Here is a 23,885-nt window from a genome sequence, read left to right as displayed (position 1 = left end):
GTATTTTTTTTAGAAATTTTATATTTGAAAAATAAAATGTTTTTCTTCTTGCGTATAGTTTTAAACATACAAATTTTTTTGTTTTTTAAAATTTTATAAAAGAATTTACATATAATATTTAAAGATTTTATTCATGAACTAATGTACATATCTTTATATAAATTAAGTTTTATATTAGTGAAATTATTTACTTTTTTAAAAGTATGAAAAGTTCAGTATTTATAATTTTTTAATTTTATTTAATGAATATATTTTTTATATTAGCATTGAAATAAATTTTTTTTTAAGAAAAAGTAAATTTAATGTATAAAAGTTATGTTAAATAAAAACTCAAAAATATTAGAATTTATTTCTTTATTTAACAATTTTAAAAAAAATAGTAATTACTTAAGTTATTTATTTTTGAAATTAAATAATGCAAAAAATAAATGGATTTTATATTTTTTTTATTCCTAATTCTGTTAATTCTAAATTATTTATTTTACTCGGAGATTTTGTAACTAAACAAGTAGCACTTGTACTTTTAGGGAATGCTATTACATCTCTAATACTTTTGCTATTTGTCAACAGCATCGTTATTCGATCTAATCCTAAAGCGATTCCTCCGTGAGGTGGAGTACCATACTTTAATGCTTTTAAAAAAAATCCAAAATTTTTCTTTTGTTCTTGATTAGAAATTTTTAGTATGTCAAAAATAGTCTTTTGCATTTCTTCAGTATTGATTCTAATAGAACCACCTCCAATTTCATATCCATTAATGACAAGATCATAGGAATTTGACAATATATTTTCTGGATTTTTTTTTAAATCTTTAATATTGTATTTTTTAGGAGCAGTAAATGGATGATGAATGGAATGAAAATTTCCAAAATCATCTTTTTTAAACATAGGAAAATCTGTTATCCATAAGGGTTTCCAAGTATTTTTGTTAAGTAAAAAAAAATCTTTTCCTATTTTTTCTCGTAGTTTTCCTAAAGCGAAATTAACAATATTTTCTTTACCTCCAATGATAAACATCAAATCATTATTTTTAAAATTTGTTTTTTTTAATATTTTTTCAATTTTTTTTGTCGAAAGTATAGCTTTTATGGAACTTTTAAATTTATTTTTTTTACTAGATATATCTAATATTTTGATCAGATGTAATTTTTCAATATTATAATTTTTAACGAAAGTTTCGTAGCTTTTTATTTTTTTTAAACTTATTTTTAAGATATTGGAAATATGCAAACCTGCCACTCTATAATTTTTATTATTATTTAAATTAAAAAAAGAAAAATCATATTTAAAAATATTACTGAGTTCAGTTAATTTTAGAGGATTTCTCAAATCTGGTTTATCCGATCCGTAAGTGTTTATTGCTTGATGATATGTAAGAATAGGAAATTTTTTAATATTAAAATTAATAGTTTTTTTCCAAATTCTACGAATCAATTTTTCAATTAATTGACGTATTTTTTTGTTTGTTACGAACGACATTTCAATGTCTATTTGAGTAAATTCCGGTTGTCTATCAGACCTTAAATCTTCATCTCTAAAACATTTAGCAATTTGATAATATTTATCGAATCCTGATATCATTAACAATTGTTTAAATAATTGAGGCGATTGAGGTAGTGCATAAAATTTTCCTTTATGGATTCTACTAGGTATAAGATAATCATTTGCTCCTTCTGGGGTTGATCTCGTTAGAACAGGAGTTTCAATGTCTAAAAAATTATTTTTTTGCATAAAATTTCGAATTAATATTGAAATATTATTTCTGATTTTTAAATTGTTAAACAATTTTTCATTTCTTAAATCTAAATAACGATACTTTAGTCTTATTTTTTCATTATTTTTATGGTTAAAATCTAACGGAAATGGTTTAGAAATATTAAAAATTTTTAGTTTTTCGACTACTACTTCTACTTCTCCAGTAGGTAAAAAAAAATTTTTGTTTTTTTCTTTTCGTTCTTTAACTATTCCTAAAATTTGAATACAAGATTCTTGTTTTAAAAAAGTAGATTTATAAAAAGTTTTTGAATTTTTTGAATCAAAAACTATTTGAACAATTCCTTCTTTATCTTTCATGTCTACGAAAATAATATTACCTAAGTTTCTTATTTTTTTAATCCATCCGCATAATCGTACATTTTTTTCTAGATCAGATAATCTAAGTTGTCCACAATATTTTGTTCGCATATCAATCCTACTTATTTTTTTTATCAGATATATTAATATTTATATCTTATTTTTATAAGTTTATAAAAATATTTAAATGAATGTATTTGTTCATCAAATAAAAAAAATTCTAGTTATATTTTAATTTTAAACATAAAAATAATTAAATTAAGATTTTAAATTTTTAAATAATTGTAAACCATTAAGTAAAAAATTAGTAGTTACATATTTTTTTTAAAAAAATAAAAATTTTTTAAATAGTTAAAAGAAAACTATTTTTTAAAAAACAATATTTTACGTACATATAAAATATAATTTTTAGAATTCGACAAAAAAAATATGCAAATTTTATTTCAGGTGTATTTATATCTTATTTTAAATACTATATAAAAATATTTTTTAAAATTATGAAAATATTTTTTTATATATAAAAACTATTATTTTTAATTAATTTTTGTTTTTTTTGAAAAAATAAAAATTAAAAAAAATGTTTTTTCCCTAAAAAAAATTTATATCAATATATTTTTGTACCAAATAAATAATTTAATAAATTATCGCTTAATTTAATTTTAAATTAAGAATATTTAAAAGTGTTTTATCTACTTCTAAAAATTATTCTTCCTTTGCTAAGATCATAAGGTGTTAATTGTACAGTAACTTTATCTCCAGTAAGAATTCGAATATAATTTTTTCTCATTTTTCCTGATATATGAGCTATTATTAAATGATTATTTTCTAATTTTACACGAAACATAGTATTAGGTAGGGTATCTACAACAATTCCTTGCATTTCTATATTTTCTTCTTTTGACATAGTTTTCTCGATTAAGATATATTTTTATTATTTTTTTTAAGATTTTTATTTTTAAATGAATTAAATAGAAGAAATTTGAAGGTATTTTTCTGCATCTATAGCAGCCATACAGCCACTAGCTGATGAAGTTATTGCTTGTCTATAAATATGATCTGTAACGTCTCCGGCAGCAAAAACTCCTTTTATATTTGTTTGAGTTTTGTATCCATGAAAATTGGAAAAATTCGTTTTTATATAACCATTATTCATTTGCAACTGTTTTTTAAACATTTTTGTATTTGGAATATTTCCTATACAAATAAAAGCACCTGAAACATTAATTCTGCTAGTAAAAAGATTTTCTTTTGTAGAAATAATTTTTATTTCTTTCAATTCAATATTATTTCCTACAAATTTTTTTACCGAATGATTCATATATGTAAAAATTTTTTTTTCTTGAATTTTTTTATTTAGTCTATCGACTAAAATTTTTTCTGCAGTAAATTTTGATCCTCTATGAATTAAATAAACTTTAGACGCAATATTTGATAAATATAAAGCTTCTTCTATAGCGGTATTACCTCCTCCTATGACTGCAATTTCTTTATCTTTGTAAAAAAAACCATCGCATATTGCGCAAGTTGAAATTCCTTTTCCAAGAAATTTTTTTTCAGATTTTATATTTAAATATCTAGCCGATGCTCCAGTTGCAATAATTACAGAACTAGAAGAATAGTTATATTCTTCTCCAAATAATTTAAAAGGAAAACTTTTAAAATCTACACTTAATATATTATCAGATATAATTTCAGAGTTGAATTTTAAAGAATGATTTTTCATACGATCCATTAAAAGTGTTCCAGGGATAGAATTTATATCTCCTGGCCAATTTTCAATATTTTCAGTTTTTGTTAATTGTCCGCCTGGAACTATTCCGGTAATTAAAGTAGGTTTTAAATTTGCTCTAGCAGCGTAGATTGAAGCAGTATACCCGGCCGGTCCAGATCCTATAATAATTATTTTTCTTTTTTTTAATAATTTCATTTTATATTTTTCTCTAAAAAATATTTTTTTAGTTTTTTATTAAGAATTAGGAAATTAATAGTTCTTGTTCTTGAAAAAAAGTTTTTAATAACTTTAAGTAAAAAATTATAACATGATTTTTTTTTTTTAACAGTTATTTAAAACGTTTATTATTTATTTAAATTATATAGAATAAATACTCTATATAAATAGAAATGTTTTTTTAAAAAACTATTTAAAATTCCCGATATTTTTTTGATGAAAATTGTTTTTAAATTTTTATCTAAATTTAAATAAATGTTAAAAATTAATATTTTTTGTTTCTTTATAAATAATAATAATATTTTTTTGTATCTAAAAATATTATATTATAATTAGAACATTAACCAAACAAGAAAATATTGATATTATGATTGATCAAAATTTACTACGCTATCAACTAGATTCTCTAAAAAAAAAATTGTTGATTAGAGGATTCATCTTAGAAACTGAAAAAATTAAAGAGATGGAAAAAAATCGAAAAAATTTTCAAATAAAAACTGAAAATTTACAAGCTATTCGGAATGTTTTATCCAGAGAAATAGGAATTTTAAAAAAAGAAAACAAAGAAACGTTAAAAATTAAAGATAGAGTTTTAAAAATAAATAAAAAATTACAAAGATGTCAAATAAAATTAAAATATTTTAAAAAAAAATTATTAAAAATTTATAATGAAATTCCTAATCTTCCATCAGAAGATACTATTTTAAATTGTTTAAAAAACAAAAATAAAGAAATAATAAAATGGGGTAAAATTAAAAAATTTGATTTTAAGATCAAAGATCATGTTGAGTTAGGTGAAAAATTACAAGGATTAGATTGGAAATCTTCGGTTAAAATTTCAGGTTCAAGATTTGTTATTATGAAAGGAAAAATTGCTTTATTGCATAGAGCTTTAAGTCAATTTATGATAGATATTCATACTATTAAACATGGATATTTAGAAACTTATGTACCATATATAGTCAATTCTGAAAGTTTGTATGGTACTGGACAACTACCTAAATTTAGTTCAGAATTATTTCATATTCAATCTCCCGAAAAAAATAGTCAAAATTTTCAATATACGTTAATTCCGACTGCAGAAGTTCCTTTAACAAATTTGGTAAGAAATAGAATTGTTAGTAAAGAAGAATTACCTATAATGTTAACGGCTCTCACTCCCTGTTTTAGGTTAGAGAATCCTTCTTATGGAAAAGAATCTAGAGGGTTAATTAGGATGCATCAATTTGAAAAAGTAGAAATAGTACAAATTGTGCATCCTAAAAGTTCAATGAAAGCATTAGAAGAATTAACTTCGCATGCTGAAGAAATATTAAAGTTGTTAGATTTACCTTATAGAAAAGTGCAATTATGTCCTAATGATTTAGGTTTTTCTTCTACAAAAACTTATGATTTAGAAGTTTGGTTTCCATTTCAAAAAAAATATCGAGAAATATCTTCTTGTTCTAACATGTCTGATTTTCAAGCAAGAAGGATGAAATCAAGGTATATTAGTGTTTCTGATAAAACTAAAAAAAAACTACTTCATACTATAAATGGTTCTGCATTAGCTCTAAGTAGAACGTTGGGAGCAGTATTAGAAAATTATCAATTAGAAAATGGAACAATTGAAGTTCCAAAAGTATTACAAAAAAAATACATGAACGGATTAAAAATATTATCTTAATAATATTTTTATATGTTTTTTAAAAGATACTGGTGAATTATATGAATAAAATTTATAATTTTAGTGCTGGTCCTTCGATGATTCCTACTGATGTTTTAATTCAATACAAAAAAGAATTTTACAATTGGAAAAATTTAGGGGTTTCGATTATTGAAATTAGTCACAGAAGTTTTGAATTTACAAAAATGATAAATGAATGTGAAGAGAATTTAAGATTCTTAATGAACATTCCAAGTAATTATCATGTTTTATTTTTTTCAGGTGGCGCACGAGCTCAGTTTTCTGCTATTCCTATGAATTTGATAAAATCAAATGAATATGCTGATTATATTTGTAGCGGTTACTGGTCTCAAGCTGCTTTTTTAGAAGCTAAAAAGTACTGTTTACCCAAAAAAATAAATATTGTTAAAATTAACAATAATATTAAAGATGTTCTTCCTTCTTTAAAATGGAAACTAAATAAAAAATCAAGTTATATTCATTATTGTCCTAATGAAACTCTTGAAGGAATAGAAATAAAAGAAGAACCGAATTTTTCAAATAAAATAATCATAGGAGACTTTTCTTCAACCATATTATCTAGATGTATAGATATTAATAAGTATGGTCTAATTTATGCTAGTGCTCAGAAAAATATTTCTACAGCAGGTATAACTTTAGTCATTATTAGAAAAGATTTAGTTAAAGATCAAAAATCTTTGGTGCCTTCTTTTTTAAATTATAAAGTTGCAGTAGACAATCAATCTATGTTTAATACGCCGGCTACATTTTCTTGGTATTTGGCTAGTTTAGTTTTTAAGTGGCTAATAAAAAAAGGAGGAATAAAAAAAATAGAAAAAGAAAATGAGAAAAAAGCAAAATTACTTTATGAAAAAATAGATGATACTGATTTTTATTATAATAATATTAGTAAAAAATACAGGTCATTTATGAATATTTCATTTTATTTGAAAGACGAAAAACTAAATGAAGTTTTTTTAAAAGAAGCTTTTTCTCATGGATTATATGCCTTAAAAGGTCATTATATAGTAGGTGGAATGAGAGCTTCTATTTATAATGCTATGCCTATAAAGGGAATTCAAAAGTTAATAAGTTTTATGACTTACTTTGAAAAAAAATATCGATAAATTTTAATTGTTTTTGAAGATTTTATAACAATTTTAAAAATAAAATTTTAATAAATATTTGAGTTTTATATTATGAATAAAAAAATAAAATTAAGATCTATAAAAAAAATAAATGGAGAAGTTTATTTACCCGGTTCGAAAAGCATTTCTAATAGAATATTACTTTTATCTGCTTTATCGGATAAAAAAACAACTATAAGTAATTTATTAGATAGTGATGATACTAAATATATGCTTAAAGCATTGCAAAATTTAGGAATTAAATACAAATTATTTGATAACAATAAATCTTGTATAATTCATGGAAATATAAATTCTTTTCAAATTTTAAAAAAAACTACTCTTTTTTTAGGTAATGCAGGAACAGCAGTAAGGCCCTTAACAGCTATTTTTTCATTAAAAAAAAATAATATAATTTTAACAGGCGAACCTAGAATGCTTGAAAGACCAATAGGTCATTTAGTAAATGCGCTGAGACAAGGAGGATCAGATATTAGATATCTTAAAAAAGATGGGTTTCTTCCAATTCATATTAAAGGAGGATATGTAGGAGGAGAGATTTATCTCAAAGGAAATATTTCTAGTCAATTTTTAACTTCTTTATTAATAGCGTCGCCTTTATCAAAAAATGATACAAAAATTTTTATTTCAGGGAAATTGGTATCTAAACCTTATGTAGATTTAACTATTAAATTAATGGAAAAATTTGGTGTTTTAGTTAAAAAAAATGAATATTCTTCATTTTTTATTAAAGGAAATCAAAAATATAAAAGTCCAGGTAAATTTTTAGTAGAAGGAGATGCTTCATCAGCATCATATTTTTTAGCAGCTGCTGCTATTAAAGGAGGAACTGTCAAAGTCCACGGTATTGGAAAAAACGCTTTTCAAGGAGATATTGATTTTGCTAATATTTTAAAAAAAATGGGAGCAAATATTAGTTGGGGAGAAAATTTTATTTCTTGTACTAAAAATAAATTAAATGCTGTACAACTAGATATGAATCATATTCCGGATGCAGCAATGACTATAGCAATGGTAGCTTTATTTTCCAATGGAATAACTAAGATTAAAAATGTATACAATTGGAGATTAAAAGAAAGTGACCGTTTATCGGCCATGGCTACAGAATTAAAAAAAATAGGAGCAAAGATTGAAGAAGGAAAAGATTATATTTTTATTGAACCCCCTTCAAAATTTGTGAAATCAAAAATTAATACTTATAATGATCATCGTATAGCTATGTGTTTTTCGCTCATAGCGTTATCCGACATCTCAGTAACTATTTTAGATCCTAATTGTGTAGATAAAACGTTTCCTTCTTATTTTACTGAATTTGAAAAAATTAGTTTTTACAATTAATTTTTTAAATTACATTAATTCATTTGTATTTTTTTTTTTATATAATATATTTTAGGTACTTTAAAAAAAAATAATCTTAAATAACTAAATTAGTAAAGATTTAAAAAATATAAAATAAAAAATATTTATAATTAAAATACACTAATTTGGTTTTAACAGGAGAAAAAAATGAAAATACTTGCTCCTGTAATTACTATAGATGGACCCAGTGGGGCCGGAAAAAGTGTTATATGTAAAGCTATAGCAAATAAATTAAATTGGTTTTTTTTAGAATCAGGAATCATTTATAGAGCTTTAGCATTAATAGTAATAGAGAATAATATATCTATTTTAGATGTAGATTTAATTTCAATTTCGAAAAATTTAAAATTTAAAATATTAAAGAAAAAAAATAATTTTTTATTTTTTTCTAATGGGAAAAACATATCTAAAAAAATCATTTTTCAAGAAGTAAGCAACATTGCTTCAAAATTAGCCATGATTCCTCACGTACGAAAAGCTTTGTTAAAAAAACAACGAATGTTTCAAAAGTTTCCTGGATTAGTAGCTAATGGAAGAGATATGGGAACAGTTGTCTTTCCAGAAGCTAAAATAAAATTTTTTTTAAAAGCTGATTTAATTAGTCGTGTCAATAGAAGAATGTTAGAACTAAAGAAGAAAGGTTTTTATATTGATACAAATCAACTTTTTTTAGAAATGAAGAAACGAGATAACAGAGATTATACTCGAACTATTTCTCCTTTAGTACCTGCAAAAAATGCTATAATTATTGATTCAACAAATATGACTATTAAAGAAGTACTTGCATTATGCATGGATCATATATATAAAAAATATAAAAAAAATGTTTAAAAAGAACATTTAATTTATGGTTTTATGAAATGGATATTATAAATAAATATAAAAAATATTTAATTAGAAGGATTCTAATTAGAAATTTAACATGAATTTTCTAAAGAACTATTAATATGACTGAATCTTTTTCAAAATTATTTGAAGAATCTCTTAAAGAGATTAAAACTCAACCTGGATCAATTATTCAAGGAACCGTTATTGCAATCAATAAAGATATGGTATTGGTAGATGCAGGATTAAAATCCGAATCGGTTATTCCAATTGAACAGTTTAAAAATTCTAAAGGAAAAGTAGAAGTTTCCGTTGGTGAAATTATTGATGTAGCACTAGACGCTATTGAAGATGGTTTTGGAGAAACAATACTTTCTAGAGAAAAAGCAAAACGGCATGAAGCTTGGATTTCACTGGAAAAAGCTTATGAAAATTCTGAAACAATAGTTGGAATAATTAATGGAAAGGTAAAAGGAGGTTTTACTGTTGAACTAAATGATATTAGAGCTTTTTTACCAGGTTCATTAGTAGATGTTCGTCCAGTTAGAGATACCATCCATTTCGAAGGAAAAGAATTGGAATTTAAAGTTATTAAATTAGATCAAAAAAGAAATAATGTAGTTGTTTCTAGAAGAGCGGTTATTGAATCAGAAAATAGTGCTGAGAGAAATCAATTGTTAGAAAGTCTTCAAGAGGGAGTGAAGGTTAAGGGAATAGTTAAAAATTTAACAGATTATGGAGCATTTGTAGATTTAGGTGGTGTAGACGGCTTACTACATATTACAGATATGGCATGGAAAAGAGTAAAACATCCTAGCGAAATTGTTAGTATAGGAGATGATATTGTAGTAATTGTTTTAAAATTTGATAGAGAAAAAGTTAGAGTTTCACTAGGATTAAAACAATTAGGGAAAGATCCTTGGGTAGAAATTGCTAAAAAATATCCGGAAGGAACTAAGTTAAAAGGTAGAGTAACAAATTTGACAGATTATGGTTGTTTTGTTGAAATCAGAGAAGGTGTAGAAGGATTAGTTCATGTTTCGGAAATGGATTGGAAAAATAAAAATATACATCCGTCTAAAGTAGTTAATGTTAATGATAAAGTGAAAGTCATGGTTTTAGATATTGATGAAGAAAGAAGAAGAATTTCATTAGGGTTAAAGCAATGTACGTTAAATCCTTGGAAAGAATTTTCTGAAACTCATCAAAAAGGATGCCATGTTATTGGAAAAATTAAATCTATTACTGATTTTGGAATTTTTATAGGTTTAAAGGGAGGAATTGATGGTTTAGTTCATTTGTCAGATATTTCTTGGACAATTCCTGGAGAAATTGCTGTTCAAAAATATAAAAAAACAGATGAAATTAAGGCCGTTGTTTTACAAGTTGATTCTGATAGAGAAAGAATTTCTTTAGGAATTAAACAATTAAGTGAAGATCCATTAAATCAATTTATAAATATTAGCAAAAAAAACTTGATAATTTCAGGGAAAATACTTTCAATTGATAATAAAAGTATTATTGCTAGTTTAGAAAATAATCTAGAAGGAATCATAAAACTTTCAGAAATTATAGAAAATCCAAATAAAAATAAAAAAACGAATATTTATAAAATAGGTCAAATAATTTCGGTAAAAGTTAATAATGTCGATAGAAAAAATAGGATTATTTATCTTTCTATTCATGAAAAAGAAAAAAATAAAGAAAAAAAAATAAATAATGTAAAAAAATTAAAATTAAAAGATGAAAAATTTTCTAATATTATGTTTGAAGCATTTAAAGCAGCAAAAAATAGTGAGTAATTTTTGTTATTAGATTTAAATAAAGTAATAAATTTTTTTTAAATTAAAATTTTTTGAAGTGCTTTTAAAAGCACTTCAAAAATTTTTTTATGTATTTTTGGAGCTAAAACATATGAAGTTGCCTTTAGTAATAGCAAATTGGAAATTAAATGGAAATAAAGAAACTTTTTCTTTATTATTAAATTTTTTGAAAAAAAATCAAGAAAAAATTGAAAAAAAATGCAATTTAAGTATTTCTCCATCTTATGTCTACTTGTATAAATTCAAGAAAATTATAAAGAAACATAAATATTTAACTTTAAGTGCACAAAACGTAGATATTCATTTATCAGGATCTTTTACAGGAGAAGTATCAGCTTTAATGTTAAAGGATATGTCAGTAAAAAATGTTTTAATAGGGCATTCTGAAAGAAGAATTAATCATTATGAAAGTCAACATTTAATTAGCAAAAAGTTTTTTTTATTAAAAAATTGTAATTTAACTCCTGTTTTATGTATTGGTGAAACTCAAGAAGAAAGAAAGAATAATGAAACTATTGAAATTTGTAAAAAACAAATAGATTTTATTTTTCAATCTAAAGATAAAAATGTATTTAATGATACTGTTATTGCATATGAACCTATATGGTCTATTGGAACAGGAAAATCTGCTGACCCGAAAGAAGTACAATTTATTTTAGGTTCTTTACGTAATTATATTAGAAAAAAAATGTTGTATTCTTTAAATAATTTTTATTTATTATACGGTGGTTCTATAAATGAAAATAACATTGATAGTTTTTGTAAGAGGAAAGATATAGATGGATTTTTATTAGGTAACGCATGTTTGAATTTTGATTCATTTTTTAAAATTTTAGAAAAGATTTCTAAATAAAGTTTAAAAAAATATTTTTTAAATTACTAGTAATAGATAAATAACTAGCGCCGGGAAGTTGATCCGGCACCTAATATTTAAAATAATTGTTTAGCAGTATGTAACCAATCTTGCTTAAAAGAACGTCTCATATTTTTTAATGCATCGACGATATTGTGATGAACCATTTTTTCATTTTTTATGCCAATGCACCGATTGGTATGTCCTTGCAATAATAATTTAATGGAATAAGCTCCCATACGGGAAGCTAATATTCTGTCGTATACTACAGGAGAACCTCCTCGTTGAATATGTCCTAAAATAGTAGCTCTTGTTTCTCGTCCTGTTTCTTTTTCAATATATTTTGCTAGTTCTTCTATGTCACAAATATATTCTGTAATAGCAACTATAGCGTGTTTTTTTCCCTTTTTAATACCTCTTTTGATTTCTAATAATAATTCTTCTTTTTTATATTCTAATTCGGGTAATAATATAAACTCGCAACCTCCTGCTATTGCAGCACCTAATGTTAAGTCTCCGCAAGTTCTTCCCATAACTTCTACTATGGAAATTCTTTGATGAGAAGAGGAAGTATCTCTTAAACGATCAATTGCTTCAACTACTGTCCCTAATGCTGTGAAATACCCTATAGTATAATCTGTTCCAGGAATATCATTATCAATAGTAGCCGGTAAACTAATACAGGGAAATCCAGCTTCTGAAATTAGTTTAGCACCTATATAAGATCCATCTCCTCCAATAACTATTAAGAAATCTATCTTATTTTTTTTCATATTTGAAATTGAAATAGAACGTATGTTTTCTTTACAAAATTCAGGAAATCTAGATGATCCTAAAAATGTTCCTCCTTTATTGATAATGTCAGATACACTATACCTATCTAAAATTTCCATTTTATTTCTAAATAAACCTAGAAATCCATCGTATATTCCAATAACCTCTAAATTTTCAGTAATTCCAGCCCTTACTACACTTCGGATAGCTGCATTCATACCTGGAGAATCTCCTCCACTAGTGAGTACACCAATTCTCTTAATCATTTTTATCTCCAGATAATTTAAATTGTATATTTAAGTTTTTTAAATTTTAAAATAATTTAAATCTATTTTTTTATTTTATAAATTTTAAATAAATAAGAATATGTTATTTATAGTTTAAAACATAAATATAAAAATTTAAAAAAAACAGAATTTTTTAAAAAAAAATAAATTTTATTTTTTTTATAAATAAACAATAGATGTAAATTTTGAATTTTTAGAAAATTTTATTTTTCAAGAAAATAATATTTAATCGGCATTGATTTTTCATCAAATTCATAAACAATTGGAGTTCCAGTAGGAATATCTAAATTTTTTATTTGATCATCTTTAATATTAGATAAATGTTTCATTAATGCTCGTAATGAATTTCCATGTGCTACAATTAAAATTGTATTGTTATTTTTTATTTTTGGAAAAATACTTTTTTCCCAAATTGGAATAACTCTATGTTTTGTCATTTCCAAACTTTCAGACATTGGTTTTTTAAAGTTATTCAATTTTTCATATTTTCGATCATATCCGGAATAATTTTGATCAATTTTTTTTAGTTCTGGAGGAGCAATTTTAAATCCTCTTCTCCATTTCGAAACTATTTCTTTTCCATACTTTAGTTCCGTTTCTGATTTGTCTGCACCTTGTAATAATCCATAATGTCTTTCATTTAAACGCCATGTTTTTTTAACTGGAATCCAAGATTGATTCAATTCAATTAAAATATTCCATGTTGTATGAATAGCTCGTTTTAATAAAGAAGTATAAGAATAGTCAAAGAAGAAATTTTTAGATTTTAACAATTTTCCGGCATTCTTAGCTTCTAACACTCCCTTTTTAGATAGATCAATATCATGCCATCCCGTGAATCTATTTAATTTATTCCATTTACTCTCTCCATGTCGAAGTAAAACCATTTTTGTAACTTTCATATTTATTCCTTAATTTTATTTTTTTTAATTTATGTTTAAATACTTACTTAAAAATAATAAATGGCTATTTAAAACAATAAATAAATTTTAATATTTATTTTAATTGTTATTGATTTTTTTATAAATAGAAAAAATTTAGTTTTTTAACTTAAAGCTCTAAAAATAACGTTGATATATTTTCAAGCATTTTTTTTAAGTGATTTAAAAAATTTATAGATTCTTTTCCATCTATTATTCGATGATCATAGGATAAAGCTAAATACATCATAGGAGCTATTTTTATTTCGTTATTTATAACAACAGGTCTATTTTTTATGGCATGCATACCTAATATGGCTGCTTGCGGAAAATTGATTATAGGAGTAGATAAAAGTGACCCGAAAACCCCTCCGTTGGTAATTGTAAAAGTACCATTTTCCAAATCACTTATATCTAGTTTTCCTTTATTACCTTGTTCAGAAAAATATTTTATTTTTTTTTCTATTTCTGAAATGCTCATTTTGTTAGCATCTTTTAAAACAGGGGTAATTAGGCCTCTTTCAGTAGAAACTGCAATATTAATATCAAAGTAATTAAATAATACTAAATTATCATCTTCGATCGAAGTGTTAATTGAAGGAAAACTCTTTAAACATTCTACTATTGATTTAACAAAAAAAGACATTAAGCCTAATTTAATTCCATGCTTTTTTTTAAAAAAATCAGTATTTTTTTTTCTAAACTTAATAACAGATTTCATATTTACTTCATTAAATGTTGTCAACATAGCTGTTGAATTTTTTGAGTAAAGTAATCGTTCAGCTATACATTTTCTCAAAGGACTCATTTTTTTTCTTGTAATAAATCTTTCTCTTTTATCAAAATTGATTTTCTTTTCATTTAAATTAAACGTTTTTTCGTCTTTTTTATCTTTAAAATAATTAGATTCCTGTTTTAAAGAATCATTTTTTTTTGCTAAATAAGAAATATTTTGACTTTTTAAAGTACTATTTTTTTTATAAGATAAAATTCTTCTTAAAGAAGGACTAAAATGTTTTTTAGATTCAGGTATGATTGATAAATCTTTTTCTTTTATTTTTTTATTTTTATTTTTATTTTTAATAATTTCTCCTAAAATTTGTTTTGAACTTACAGTTGAACCTTCTTTTTCAAAAATTTTAGAAAGAATACCTTCTGATGAAGATGGTATTTCTAATATTACTTTATCAGTTTCGATATCTACTATAATTTCATCTTTTAAAATAACATCTCCGGTTTTTTTATGCCAAGATGCAACTGTAGCAGTTATAATAGATTCTGGAAGATCAGGTACTAATATATCTATTTTTTTCATTTTTTCCTTCATTATTACTAAATTATATTCAAAGCATCAGAAATTATTTTTTTTTGTTCTTTTTGATGTAAATAAAAAGAACCACCTGCTGGTGCAGCTAATTTTTTTCTTCCTATATAGATTATTTTTGTATTTTTAAATATTTTTTTTTCAAAATAGTTTTTAATGTAGCTCCAAGCACCTTGATTTTTAGGTTCTTCTTGACACCAAATAATATCATTAATTTTGTTAAATGATTGAAATATTTTCATTATTTCTTTGATTGGAAAAGGATATAAATTTTCGATCCTAATTATAAAAATATTATTTTTTTGATATTTAATTTGATTTGATAATAATTCATAATATATTTTTCCACAGCAAAAAATAATTTTATTTATTTTTTTTTCTTTAATTTTTTTAATATCGTAAATTACTGATTGAAATTTTCCATATTTAAGTTCTTGTAAAGAAGAAAATGTTAATGGATTTCTTAAAAGAGATTTTGGAGAAATAATAATTAAAGGTTTTTTGTTTTTTTTAAAAGCATGTTCAACTAATAAGTGATGTAATTGTCCAGATGTTGTAGGAACAGAAATTTGCATATTTTTTTGAGCACACAATTGTAAAAAACGTTCTATACGTGCTGAAGAATGTTCTGGTCCTTGTCCTTCATATCCATGAGGTAATAACATTACTAATCCACTTGTTTCATCCCATTTTTGTTCGCTAGAACTTAAAAATTGATCAATTACTATTTGTGCTCCATTAGAGAAATCTCCGAATTGAGCTTCCCAAACAACTAACATGTTTTGATTGGTAGAACTATATCCATATTCGAAAGCTAAAGTTGATTCTTCTGATAAAACGGAGTCCCAGATATAAAATTTAGATTTTTTGAATTTACAAAAAACTTTTAAAGGTGTATAAACTTGCCCATTTTTTTGATCATGGATCATAGCATGTCTATGAAAAAACGTTCCTCTAGAAACATCTTCTCCTGTTATTCTACAGGAAATATTTTGATTTAATAATATTCCATACGCTAAAAGTTCTGAACTACCCCAATCAAAGTTTGTTTTTTCATTAGCCATTTTTAATCTTTCTTGATAAATATTCTGAACTTTTTTATGTAGATTAATTGATGTAGGTAAAGAAAAAATATTTTTAGCTATATTTTTAATGTTTTTAACAGAGTTTTTTTTTTCATTATTTTTTAAATCAAAATTTTCATTTTTTTTTAATAAAAATAAAAATTTTTTTTTAGATTTTAAACAAAGATATTTTTCATATTCAATATCCAGTTTTTTTTTATAATCTAAATATATTTTTGAAACATCATTTGATGTAATCAACTTAGAATTGATTAATTTTTCTTCATATAATGTTTTAACAGTTTTATGATTTTTTATTTTCTGATACATCATTGGTTGAGTAGCAGAAGGATCATCAATTTCATTATGTCCAAATCTTCGATAACAAACTAAATCAATAAAAATATCTTTTTTAAAAATATTTCTATATTTTAAAGCTAATTTAGATAAGAAAACAGCTTCTTCTGGATTATCTGCATTAACATGAAATATAGGTGCTTGAATCATTTTAGCTATATCAGTGCAGTATTTTGTAGACCTTAAATCAGCTTGATCTGAAGTTGTAAACCCTATTTGATTATTAATTATAATATGTATACTTCCTCCGACTGTATACCCTCTAGTTTGGGACATATTTAAAGTCTCTTGCACAACTCCTTGTCCCGTAATTGAAGCATCTCCATGAATGATTAATGGAAGAACATTATTAGTATTAAATTCTTTTTGTTGATCTAAATGAGCTCTAACAGAACCAAGAACAACTGGAGATACAATTTCTAAATGAGAAGGATTAAATTTTAAATCTATTAAAATATTATTTGTTTTTTTTAATATTGATTTAAAACCCATGTGATATTTTACATCTCCGCTATAAAAATTATTTTTTATTTTAGAAGAAAATTCATAAAAAATATTTCTTATTTTTTTACCAATTATATTTGCTAGAACATTAATTCTACCTCTATGAGCCATCCCTAATAATATTTTTGAAACTTTTGATTTAATAGTTTGCGATATTATGTTAGATAACATAGGTATTAAAGTTTCTGATCCTTCCAAAGAAAATCTTTTAACTCCTGGAAATTTTATATTCAAATATTTTTCTAAACTTTCTGCTGAAATTAAATTTTTTAAAATTTCTTTTTGTTCATATTCGTTACATAAAGAATTCTGAACTAATGACTCAACATTTTTCTGTATCCATTTTTTTTCTTTAATGTTTTCAACGTGCATATATTCTATACCCATAGAATCTGAATATATTTTTTTTAAATCAGAATAGAGATTTTCTAAGGAACTATATTTTTTTTTATTATTTAAATAAAAGAAATTCTCATCTTGAATAAATTTATTTTCTTTTTTATTATAAGTAGATAATTTCATATCAATATGAAATTTTCTTTTATTTTTTTCCAATGGATCTAAATTAGCATAATGATGTCCATATTTCCTAAATAAATTGATTAACTTAATTATTCGAAAAGAACAATTATCTTTAAAGTTATCCCTTTTATTTAATAACTTTATTTTTTTTAAAATTTTGTTATTAAAAATTTTATTTTTATTTTTTATCTTTTTAGAAAACTGTAGAAATACTTTTTCCCAACAATTGTCAATTGAATTTGAATTTTTTAAAAATTTTTTATATAAGTATTGTATATAAAACTGATTACTATTAATTATATTAAGAAAATTACCCCAATATTTTTCATGTCCATCATTCATAAAATTTCCTTAAAATTTTGAAATAGAATATGATTCTTACAAAAAAATAAAATTTTTTTATTGTTTTTAAAAACATTTTTTAAAATTTTTTTTTACATAGAATATTTTAATATTCAACTAAAAATGTATTTATATAAATTTTGTTTTATACAGGATTATTAATATTAATAAATTCGGTATCAAAATTATAATTTTTTTTTAACCATTTGGTTAAAGATTTTATCCCGTCTATTTCGCTTGCATGATGTCCTATTGAAAAAAAATGAATTTTATTTTCTTTAACAAAATGTAATGTTTCTTCAGACATTTCTCCTGTTAAAAATGCGTCTACTCCGAAATTAACAGCTTCTTGTAAAAATTTTTGTCCTCTTCCACTACACCAAGCTATACTTTTAATGTTTTTATTTTTACTAGGTCCATAATAAAATGGGACTCGTTTATATTTTTTAATAATTTTTTTAGTTAGTTCTTCTCCTGTTACTCTTTTTTTAAATTTTCCCCAAGGTAATATAGGTAATATTTTGCCTAAAATTTCTATTTTTAATTTATTTGCTATTTGTCTGTTATTACCCATTCTCATATGCATATCTAATGGAAGATGCCAGCTGTATAAATTAATATCATTAGTAATCAATGTTTTGATTCTTTTTTTTAAAATTCCTGTAATAGATTTAAATTCACTAAACCAAAAAAATCCATGATGTACTATAATCGCATCTGCGTTTTTTTTTACTGCTAAATTTAATAATTCTTGACAAGCTGTTACTCCTGTAATTATTTTTGTAATATTTTTTTTCCCTTCAATCTGTAATCCATTTGGTACATAGTCTTTAATGTTTTTACTATTTAGTTCTTTATTAATTATCTTTTCTAAAGTCATATTTAACATCTTTAATTATTCCACATTTATTAAAAAACATTTAAAATGAATTTTTAGCTTTTTTAATTTTTTCACAGAATTCTTTTTTTGTTAATTTATAATTAACAATCGGATGAGGATAATCAATTGTATTTGGATTTTTTTCTCTCCATCTTTGTAGATCATGTATAAAATTAATAGGTACTTTTCTTAATTCAGGAATAAAAGAATATATAAATTTCCCATTAGGATCAAATTTTTTGCTTTGTATCAAAGGATTAAAAAATCTAAAATATGGAACGGAATCAAATCCCACTGAGGCTGCCCATTGCCAACCTCCTATATTAGAAGAAAAATCACCATCTATTAATTTAGACATAAAATATTTTGCTCCTTTTCTCCAATCTATCAAAAGATTTTTAGTTAAAAAAGAAGCAGTTATCATTCTCAATCTATTATGCATCCATCCTAATTGATTTAATTGTCTCATAGCAGCATCGATAATAGGATATCCTGTTAATCCCTTTTTCCACAAAGAAAAATGTTTTTTATTATTATTCCATTTTATTTCTTTTTCCCAATGAAAAATGGACTTTTCTTTACTTATCAAAGAATATGAATTCATAGTATGTTTATAAAATTCTCTCCATATCAATTCTTCCACCCAAGTTATTTTATCATTATTAACACTTTCAAAAGAAATTTTTTCCTTAAATATTGCACTTAGACATTGTCTTGGAGATAAAATTCCAATACTCAAATAAGGAGATAAAAAACTTGTAGAATTCATTCCAAAAAAATTTCTTGTTAAAGAGTAACTCATTGTTGTTTGGTTTAAAAAAAAATTTAATTTTTTAATAGCATTATTTTCTCCAATTGGAAAAAGTTTAGTAGAAAATTTTTCTTTTGGATATGTAAAAGAAAAAATTTTTGATGAAAATTCTTTTTCTTTTATAGAACGAACATCAGGAACGGGAAAACATCTTATTTTTTTTTTATTTAAATAACTAAAAATTTTATTTTTAAAGGGAGTATATTTTATATAGCTTTTTTTATTAGAATTAAAAATTAAATTTGGAGAAATTAAAATTGAATCATGATATCCAATCATATTTATTTTTTTTGAATTTAATATCTTTTTTATTTTTTGGTCTCTTTTTATTTCATTTATTTCATATTGTTTATTATAAAATAAAGTGTGAATATTTTTTTTTTTACAAAATTCAACTAAAAACAGTATTTGAGAATCGAAGTTTGAAATTTCAAAATAAAAAAATGGAATTTTTAATAAAAATAATTTTTTTTCTAACAAAAGTAAATTTTTATAAATGAAAAAAGATTGTTTAGGAGACATATTGTGAGATTTCCATTGTTTTGGAGTAGCTATGTAAATAGCTACAATTTTATCTTCTTTGCTTCTACATGCTTTAAATAAAGCAGTATTATCGCGTACACGAAGATCATTTCTAAACCAAACTAAATTGATGTTCATATTTTTTTTAAATAAAATATTATATAAATACATTATAATGTAAAAAAAAAATTTCTTTTAAGAAATTTTTTTTGAATTGTAAATTCTATTTATTTTTTTCTAGAACGAAGTGCCTTTATGTTTTAATATAAAAAATATACTTTTAACATTAATTAATTTTAAATAATTTAAAAATTTTGTATGGTTTAAATAGATATTTTAAAAAATAAAAATAGGAAAATAAAAAAATGAAAAAAATTGGAATTTTTTTTGGTAGTGATACAGGAAATACTGAATTGGTTGCGAAGCAAATTTTCAATTATTTAGGAGAAAAAAAATCAAAATTGTTCGATATTGCAAATAGTAATAAAAAAGAAGTAGAATCATTTAATCGATTAATTTTTGGTATTCCTACATGGTTTTATGGTGAGATACAATCTGATTGGGATGATTTTTTACCAATTTTAAAAAAAATTAATTTCAAAAAAAAAGTTGTTGCTTTTTTTGGATGTGGAGATCAAGAAGATTACGGAGAATATTTTTGTGACGCAATGCGAATTGTTTATGATGTAGTTAAAAATAATGAAGGGAAAGTAATTGGGAGATGGCCAAGTAAAAATTATTTCTTTGAATCTTCAAAAGCTTTATTAGATAAAAATCATTTTTTAGGTTTGACTCTAGATGAAGATAGACAACCTGAATTTACTCAAAAAAGAATAGAAATTTGGATTAAAAATCTTATTTTTGAATTTGAAAACATTAAAAAATAATTTTTTTTAAAATTATTTTTTTGAGGTAAAAATTATGTTCTTAAAAATGTTAAAGGGAATTTCAAGAGAAAATATCCGAAAAAAATTAACATTCGATTTTAAAAATATTTCTTTTATTGGATTTGATATTTGGAATTTATATGAACTTTCTTGGTTAAATAAAGAAAAAATTCCTCAATTAGCTTTAGGAATATTAGAAATTGATGCTAAAAGTATTAACTTAATAGAATCAAAAAGTTTTAAGCTTTATTTACATAGTTTGAATAATAGTATTTTTTTTTCTAAAGAAGATTTTAAAGAAAAAGTAAAAATGGATTTAAAAAAAATTGTTCAAGGAAGATTAGTTTTTAATTTGTTTAATTTAAGTCATAAAAAATTTAATAGAATTAGAACTCTTACTGGAATTAACATAGATAATGAAAAAATTAATCTTTTTCATGATATAAAAAATGTTTTAACTATTGATCAAAATAAAGAAATAGTAGAAGAATCTTTATGTAGTAATTTATTAAGATCCAATTGTCCTAAAACAAAACAACCTGATTGGGCATCAGTAGAAATTTCATATAAAGGTTTCCCTATAAATAAAAAATCATTATTAATATATTTAATAAATTTTAGAGATATTAACAAATTTCATGAGGATTGTGTTGAAAAAATTTTTTCAGATATTAATCATTTTTGTAAACCGATAAAACTCTCTGTATATGCTAGATATAATAGAAGAGGAGGAATTGATATTAATCCTTGGAGAAGTAATTGTATTAATTTTTCTCCTTCACATAAAAGGTTAGTTAGGCAATAGGTAATCTACTATGCTCCACAGAGCATAGTAGATTGTATTTTTAGTTCTTTAAGTAGAAGGACTATTTGTTATTTTTTCTTTTTTATTTTCAATAATTATTTTTTTTGGTTTTTCTTTTTCTGGAATTTCATATTCAAATTCTATTGTAAGTATTCCTAAATTTAAATTTGCTTTTTTAACTTCTACATGATTATCTAAATTAAATACTAAAGAAAAATTATTTTTTCTAATTCCACTGTGTAGAATTTTTTCTTTTTTTTCGATTAATTTAGATTTTTTTTGATTTCCTATAATTTTAAGTTGATTTTTATGAACACTTATATCTAAATCATCTTCAGAATATCCTGGTAAGCTGATAATCAATTCATATTTTTTTTCGTTTTTTTGAATCAAATCGTAAACAGGTGAAGAGGATATTGGTTTTTCTCCTGTCAGAGTACTAAACATTTTATCTATTTGATTAAATCTATCAGAAAAAATATTTTCGCTAAATGATGGCATTAAAGATAAAGAATGAAATTTCATGCTATCCTCCTTTTAAACGGCATTTTATTAAAATTTTTTATTTATATATAAATACCTTGATAAGGTATATTGAGTCATTTTTCTTTTTTTCAATATAAACGAAAAAATATTTTTTTCTTAATGGTTTTCAAAAAATGTTCGTTAAGACTGGAATTTTCTTTTATTTATTAAAACAACTAGATCTAAAACTTTACTTGAATAACCCGTTTCATTATCATACCAAGAAATTATTTTAATAAAATTGTTATTTAAAGCTAATCCTGCTCTTTCATCAAAAATAGATGTACATTTATTTCCATTAAAATCAGAAGAAACTACTTCTTTATTAGTATAACCTATGATATTTTTCATTTTATTTTTTGATTCAAATTTTATAACTTTACATAAATCAAGATAACTAACTGATTTTTTAAGTCTAACGGTGAGATCGATTACTGATACATTGGCTGTAGGAATTCGGAATGCTATCCCAGTTAATTTTCCTTTTAATTCAGGTAGAACTTTACCTACAGCTTTAGCAGCTCCTGTAGAAGAAGGAATGATATTTTGTAAAGCCCCTCTACCTCCTCTCCAATCTCTTATTGATGGACTATCTACTGTTTTTTGAGTGGAAGTTGTAGCATGTATTGTAGTCATCAGTCCTTCAATAATATTAAATTTTTTATGAATAACTTTTGCTATGGGTGCTAGACAATTTGTAGTGCATGAAGCATTTGAAACAATTTCTTCTCCTTTATATTTATCGAAGTTTACTCCTCTGACAAACATAGGTGTTTCATCTTTTGAAGGACCAGTAATAATAACCTTTTTGGCTCCAGCTATAATATGTTTATAGGCAGTTTCTTTTGTTAAAAAAATACCAGTTGATTCTATTACAGTATCGACATTTTCTCCTTTCCAATCTATGGCTTCAGGATTTCTTTCTGAAAAAATTTTTATTTTTTGTTTGTTTATTAATAAAAAATTGTTTTTTATTTCAATTTTTTTATTGAATGTTCCATGAGTAGAATCGTATTTAAGTAAATATGCTAAATAATTTATATCAACTAAATCGTTTATAGCTACTACCTGTATTTCTGATCTTTCTTGAGCTAATCTAAAAACTATTCTACCAATTCTTCCAAATCCATTAATCCCTATTTTAATAGTCATTACTTTGTTCTCTTTAAAGTTATAATTCAAAAAAATTTTGAAATTAAAATGATAATAAAATATTAATTTTTATTAATATTGCTAAAAAATATTTAAATAATTTGTTAAATTTAAATAAATATTTTGTTTAATAACAATTTCGAATAAAATATTAAGATTTTTTTAGAATAAAAATATTTATAATAAAGAAATTAACAAAATTTAATTTACTTAAAAGAACAAAAAATCTTTTAAAAAATATATTAATACCTAAATATATTTATTTTTTTAGATAATTATAGAATTGATTAATATGTAAAAAGTTGTATTTTTTAAATTTCTAAGTAAATGTTTATTTCTAGATTAGAAAATTATTCTATATAGAAATTTAAACTATTAATTTTATGTCTAAGTACATTTATTCAAGGCGAATATTTTAAAAAAAAAATAATTTTAAATATTTTCAAATTTAAAAATTACTTATTTTTTATTTTTAATTTTAAAATAACTATATTTTTGATAATATTGTATCAAA

19 protein-coding genes are annotated in these 23,885 nt (G+C 23.1%); 8 read left to right on the top strand and 11 right to left on the bottom strand.

What is annotated here, in order from left to right; translation table 11 throughout:
- Positions 1-435: 435 nt before the first annotated feature.
- The 3 genes from aspS to trxB form a co-directional block, all read right to left on the bottom strand.
- The gene (gene aspS, locus RJT62_RS01335) at positions 436-2,184 is read right to left on the bottom strand and encodes an aspartate--tRNA ligase (protein ID WP_343153256.1); all 1,749 of its coding nucleotides are present in this window, start codon (positions 2,182-2,184) and stop codon (positions 436-438) included.
- 574 nt (positions 2,185-2,758) lie between these two features.
- A complete protein-coding gene (infA, locus tag RJT62_RS01330; protein ID WP_343153255.1) occupies positions 2,759-2,977 on the bottom strand; it encodes a translation initiation factor IF-1 in 219 nt (72 codons plus the stop codon).
- A 60-nt stretch (positions 2,978-3,037) separates the two neighbouring features.
- Positions 3,038-4,000, bottom strand: a complete 963-nt coding sequence (gene trxB, locus RJT62_RS01325; protein ID WP_343153253.1) for a thioredoxin-disulfide reductase — start codon at positions 3,998-4,000, stop codon at positions 3,038-3,040.
- Positions 4,001-4,388: 388 nt separating this feature from the next.
- Between trxB and serS the strand changes: the two genes are divergently transcribed.
- From serS to tpiA, 6 genes are all read left to right on the top strand, one after another.
- Positions 4,389-5,687 carry a serine--tRNA ligase gene (gene serS / locus RJT62_RS01320; RefSeq protein ID WP_343153251.1) on the top strand — a complete coding sequence of 433 codons (1,299 nt, stop codon included), beginning with the start codon at positions 4,389-4,391 and terminating at the stop codon, positions 5,685-5,687.
- A 41-nt stretch (positions 5,688-5,728) separates the two neighbouring features.
- The gene (gene serC, locus RJT62_RS01315; protein ID WP_343153249.1) at positions 5,729-6,814 is read left to right on the top strand and encodes a 3-phosphoserine/phosphohydroxythreonine transaminase; all 1,086 of its coding nucleotides are present in this window, start codon (positions 5,729-5,731) and stop codon (positions 6,812-6,814) included.
- A gap of 72 nt (positions 6,815-6,886) precedes the next feature.
- Positions 6,887-8,173 (top strand): 3-phosphoshikimate 1-carboxyvinyltransferase, encoded by a 1,287-nt coding sequence (aroA, locus tag RJT62_RS01310; RefSeq protein ID WP_343153247.1) that lies wholly within the window; start codon positions 6,887-6,889, stop codon positions 8,171-8,173.
- Between the two features lie 168 nt (positions 8,174-8,341).
- The gene (gene cmk / locus RJT62_RS01305) at positions 8,342-9,025 is read left to right on the top strand and encodes a (d)CMP kinase (RefSeq protein WP_343153245.1); all 684 of its coding nucleotides are present in this window, start codon (positions 8,342-8,344) and stop codon (positions 9,023-9,025) included.
- Positions 9,026-9,141: 116 nt separating this feature from the next.
- Positions 9,142-10,821 (top strand): 30S ribosomal protein S1, encoded by a 1,680-nt coding sequence (rpsA, locus tag RJT62_RS01300; RefSeq protein WP_343153244.1) that lies wholly within the window; start codon positions 9,142-9,144, stop codon positions 10,819-10,821.
- Positions 10,822-10,933: 112 nt separating this feature from the next.
- Positions 10,934-11,695 (top strand): triose-phosphate isomerase, encoded by a 762-nt coding sequence (tpiA, locus tag RJT62_RS01295; protein ID WP_343153242.1) that lies wholly within the window; start codon positions 10,934-10,936, stop codon positions 11,693-11,695.
- A 77-nt stretch (positions 11,696-11,772) separates the two neighbouring features.
- On the opposite strand, the gene pfkA is transcribed toward tpiA, so the two are convergent.
- The 6 genes from pfkA to phrB form a co-directional block, all read right to left on the bottom strand.
- Positions 11,773-12,735 (bottom strand): 6-phosphofructokinase, encoded by a 963-nt coding sequence (gene pfkA, locus RJT62_RS01290; RefSeq protein WP_343153240.1) that lies wholly within the window; start codon positions 12,733-12,735, stop codon positions 11,773-11,775.
- 224 nt (positions 12,736-12,959) lie between these two features.
- Entirely contained in the window at positions 12,960-13,658 is a 699-nt protein-coding gene (gpmA, locus tag RJT62_RS01285; protein WP_343153238.1) for a 2,3-diphosphoglycerate-dependent phosphoglycerate mutase, read from the bottom strand.
- Between the two features lie 148 nt (positions 13,659-13,806).
- The gene (gene sucB / locus RJT62_RS01280) at positions 13,807-14,991 is read right to left on the bottom strand and encodes a dihydrolipoyllysine-residue succinyltransferase (protein ID WP_343153236.1); all 1,185 of its coding nucleotides are present in this window, start codon (positions 14,989-14,991) and stop codon (positions 13,807-13,809) included.
- 17 nt (positions 14,992-15,008) lie between these two features.
- Positions 15,009-17,789, bottom strand: a complete 2,781-nt coding sequence (locus tag RJT62_RS01275) for a 2-oxoglutarate dehydrogenase E1 component (protein ID WP_343153234.1) — start codon at positions 17,787-17,789, stop codon at positions 15,009-15,011.
- A gap of 145 nt (positions 17,790-17,934) precedes the next feature.
- Positions 17,935-18,678: a Nif3-like dinuclear metal center hexameric protein gene (locus tag RJT62_RS01270; RefSeq protein WP_343153232.1), complete on the bottom strand. Its 744-nt coding sequence runs from the start codon at positions 18,676-18,678 to the stop codon at positions 17,935-17,937.
- 31 nt (positions 18,679-18,709) lie between these two features.
- Positions 18,710-20,140: a deoxyribodipyrimidine photo-lyase gene (gene phrB, locus RJT62_RS01265; RefSeq protein WP_343153230.1), complete on the bottom strand. Its 1,431-nt coding sequence runs from the start codon at positions 20,138-20,140 to the stop codon at positions 18,710-18,712.
- A 227-nt stretch (positions 20,141-20,367) separates the two neighbouring features.
- On the opposite strand from phrB, the gene fldA reads away from it, so the two are divergent.
- Positions 20,368-20,889 carry a flavodoxin FldA gene (gene fldA, locus RJT62_RS01260; RefSeq protein ID WP_343153228.1) on the top strand — a complete coding sequence of 174 codons (522 nt, stop codon included), beginning with the start codon at positions 20,368-20,370 and terminating at the stop codon, positions 20,887-20,889.
- 34 nt (positions 20,890-20,923) lie between these two features.
- Positions 20,924-21,694, top strand: a complete 771-nt coding sequence (queF, locus tag RJT62_RS01255; RefSeq protein ID WP_343153226.1) for an NADPH-dependent 7-cyano-7-deazaguanine reductase QueF — start codon at positions 20,924-20,926, stop codon at positions 21,692-21,694.
- A 48-nt stretch (positions 21,695-21,742) separates the two neighbouring features.
- Here queF and RJT62_RS01250 read toward each other — a convergent pair whose 3' ends face one another.
- Entirely contained in the window at positions 21,743-22,219 is a 477-nt protein-coding gene (locus RJT62_RS01250) for an Hsp20 family protein (protein ID WP_343153224.1), read from the bottom strand.
- A 141-nt stretch (positions 22,220-22,360) separates the two neighbouring features.
- Complete coding sequence (gap, locus tag RJT62_RS01245; protein ID WP_343153223.1) at positions 22,361-23,371, bottom strand: type I glyceraldehyde-3-phosphate dehydrogenase; 1,011 nt, start codon at positions 23,369-23,371, stop codon at positions 22,361-22,363.
- Between the last annotated feature and the right edge of the window lie 514 nt (positions 23,372-23,885).

Source organism: Buchnera aphidicola (Mindarus keteleerifoliae), assembly GCF_039392895.1.
In the GTDB taxonomy this organism is placed as follows: Bacteria; Pseudomonadota; Gammaproteobacteria; order Enterobacterales; family Enterobacteriaceae; genus Buchnera_A; species Buchnera_A aphidicola_A.
Note: the sequence above shows the minus strand (reverse complement) of the source record. Positions and strands in the feature narration are given on the sequence as shown.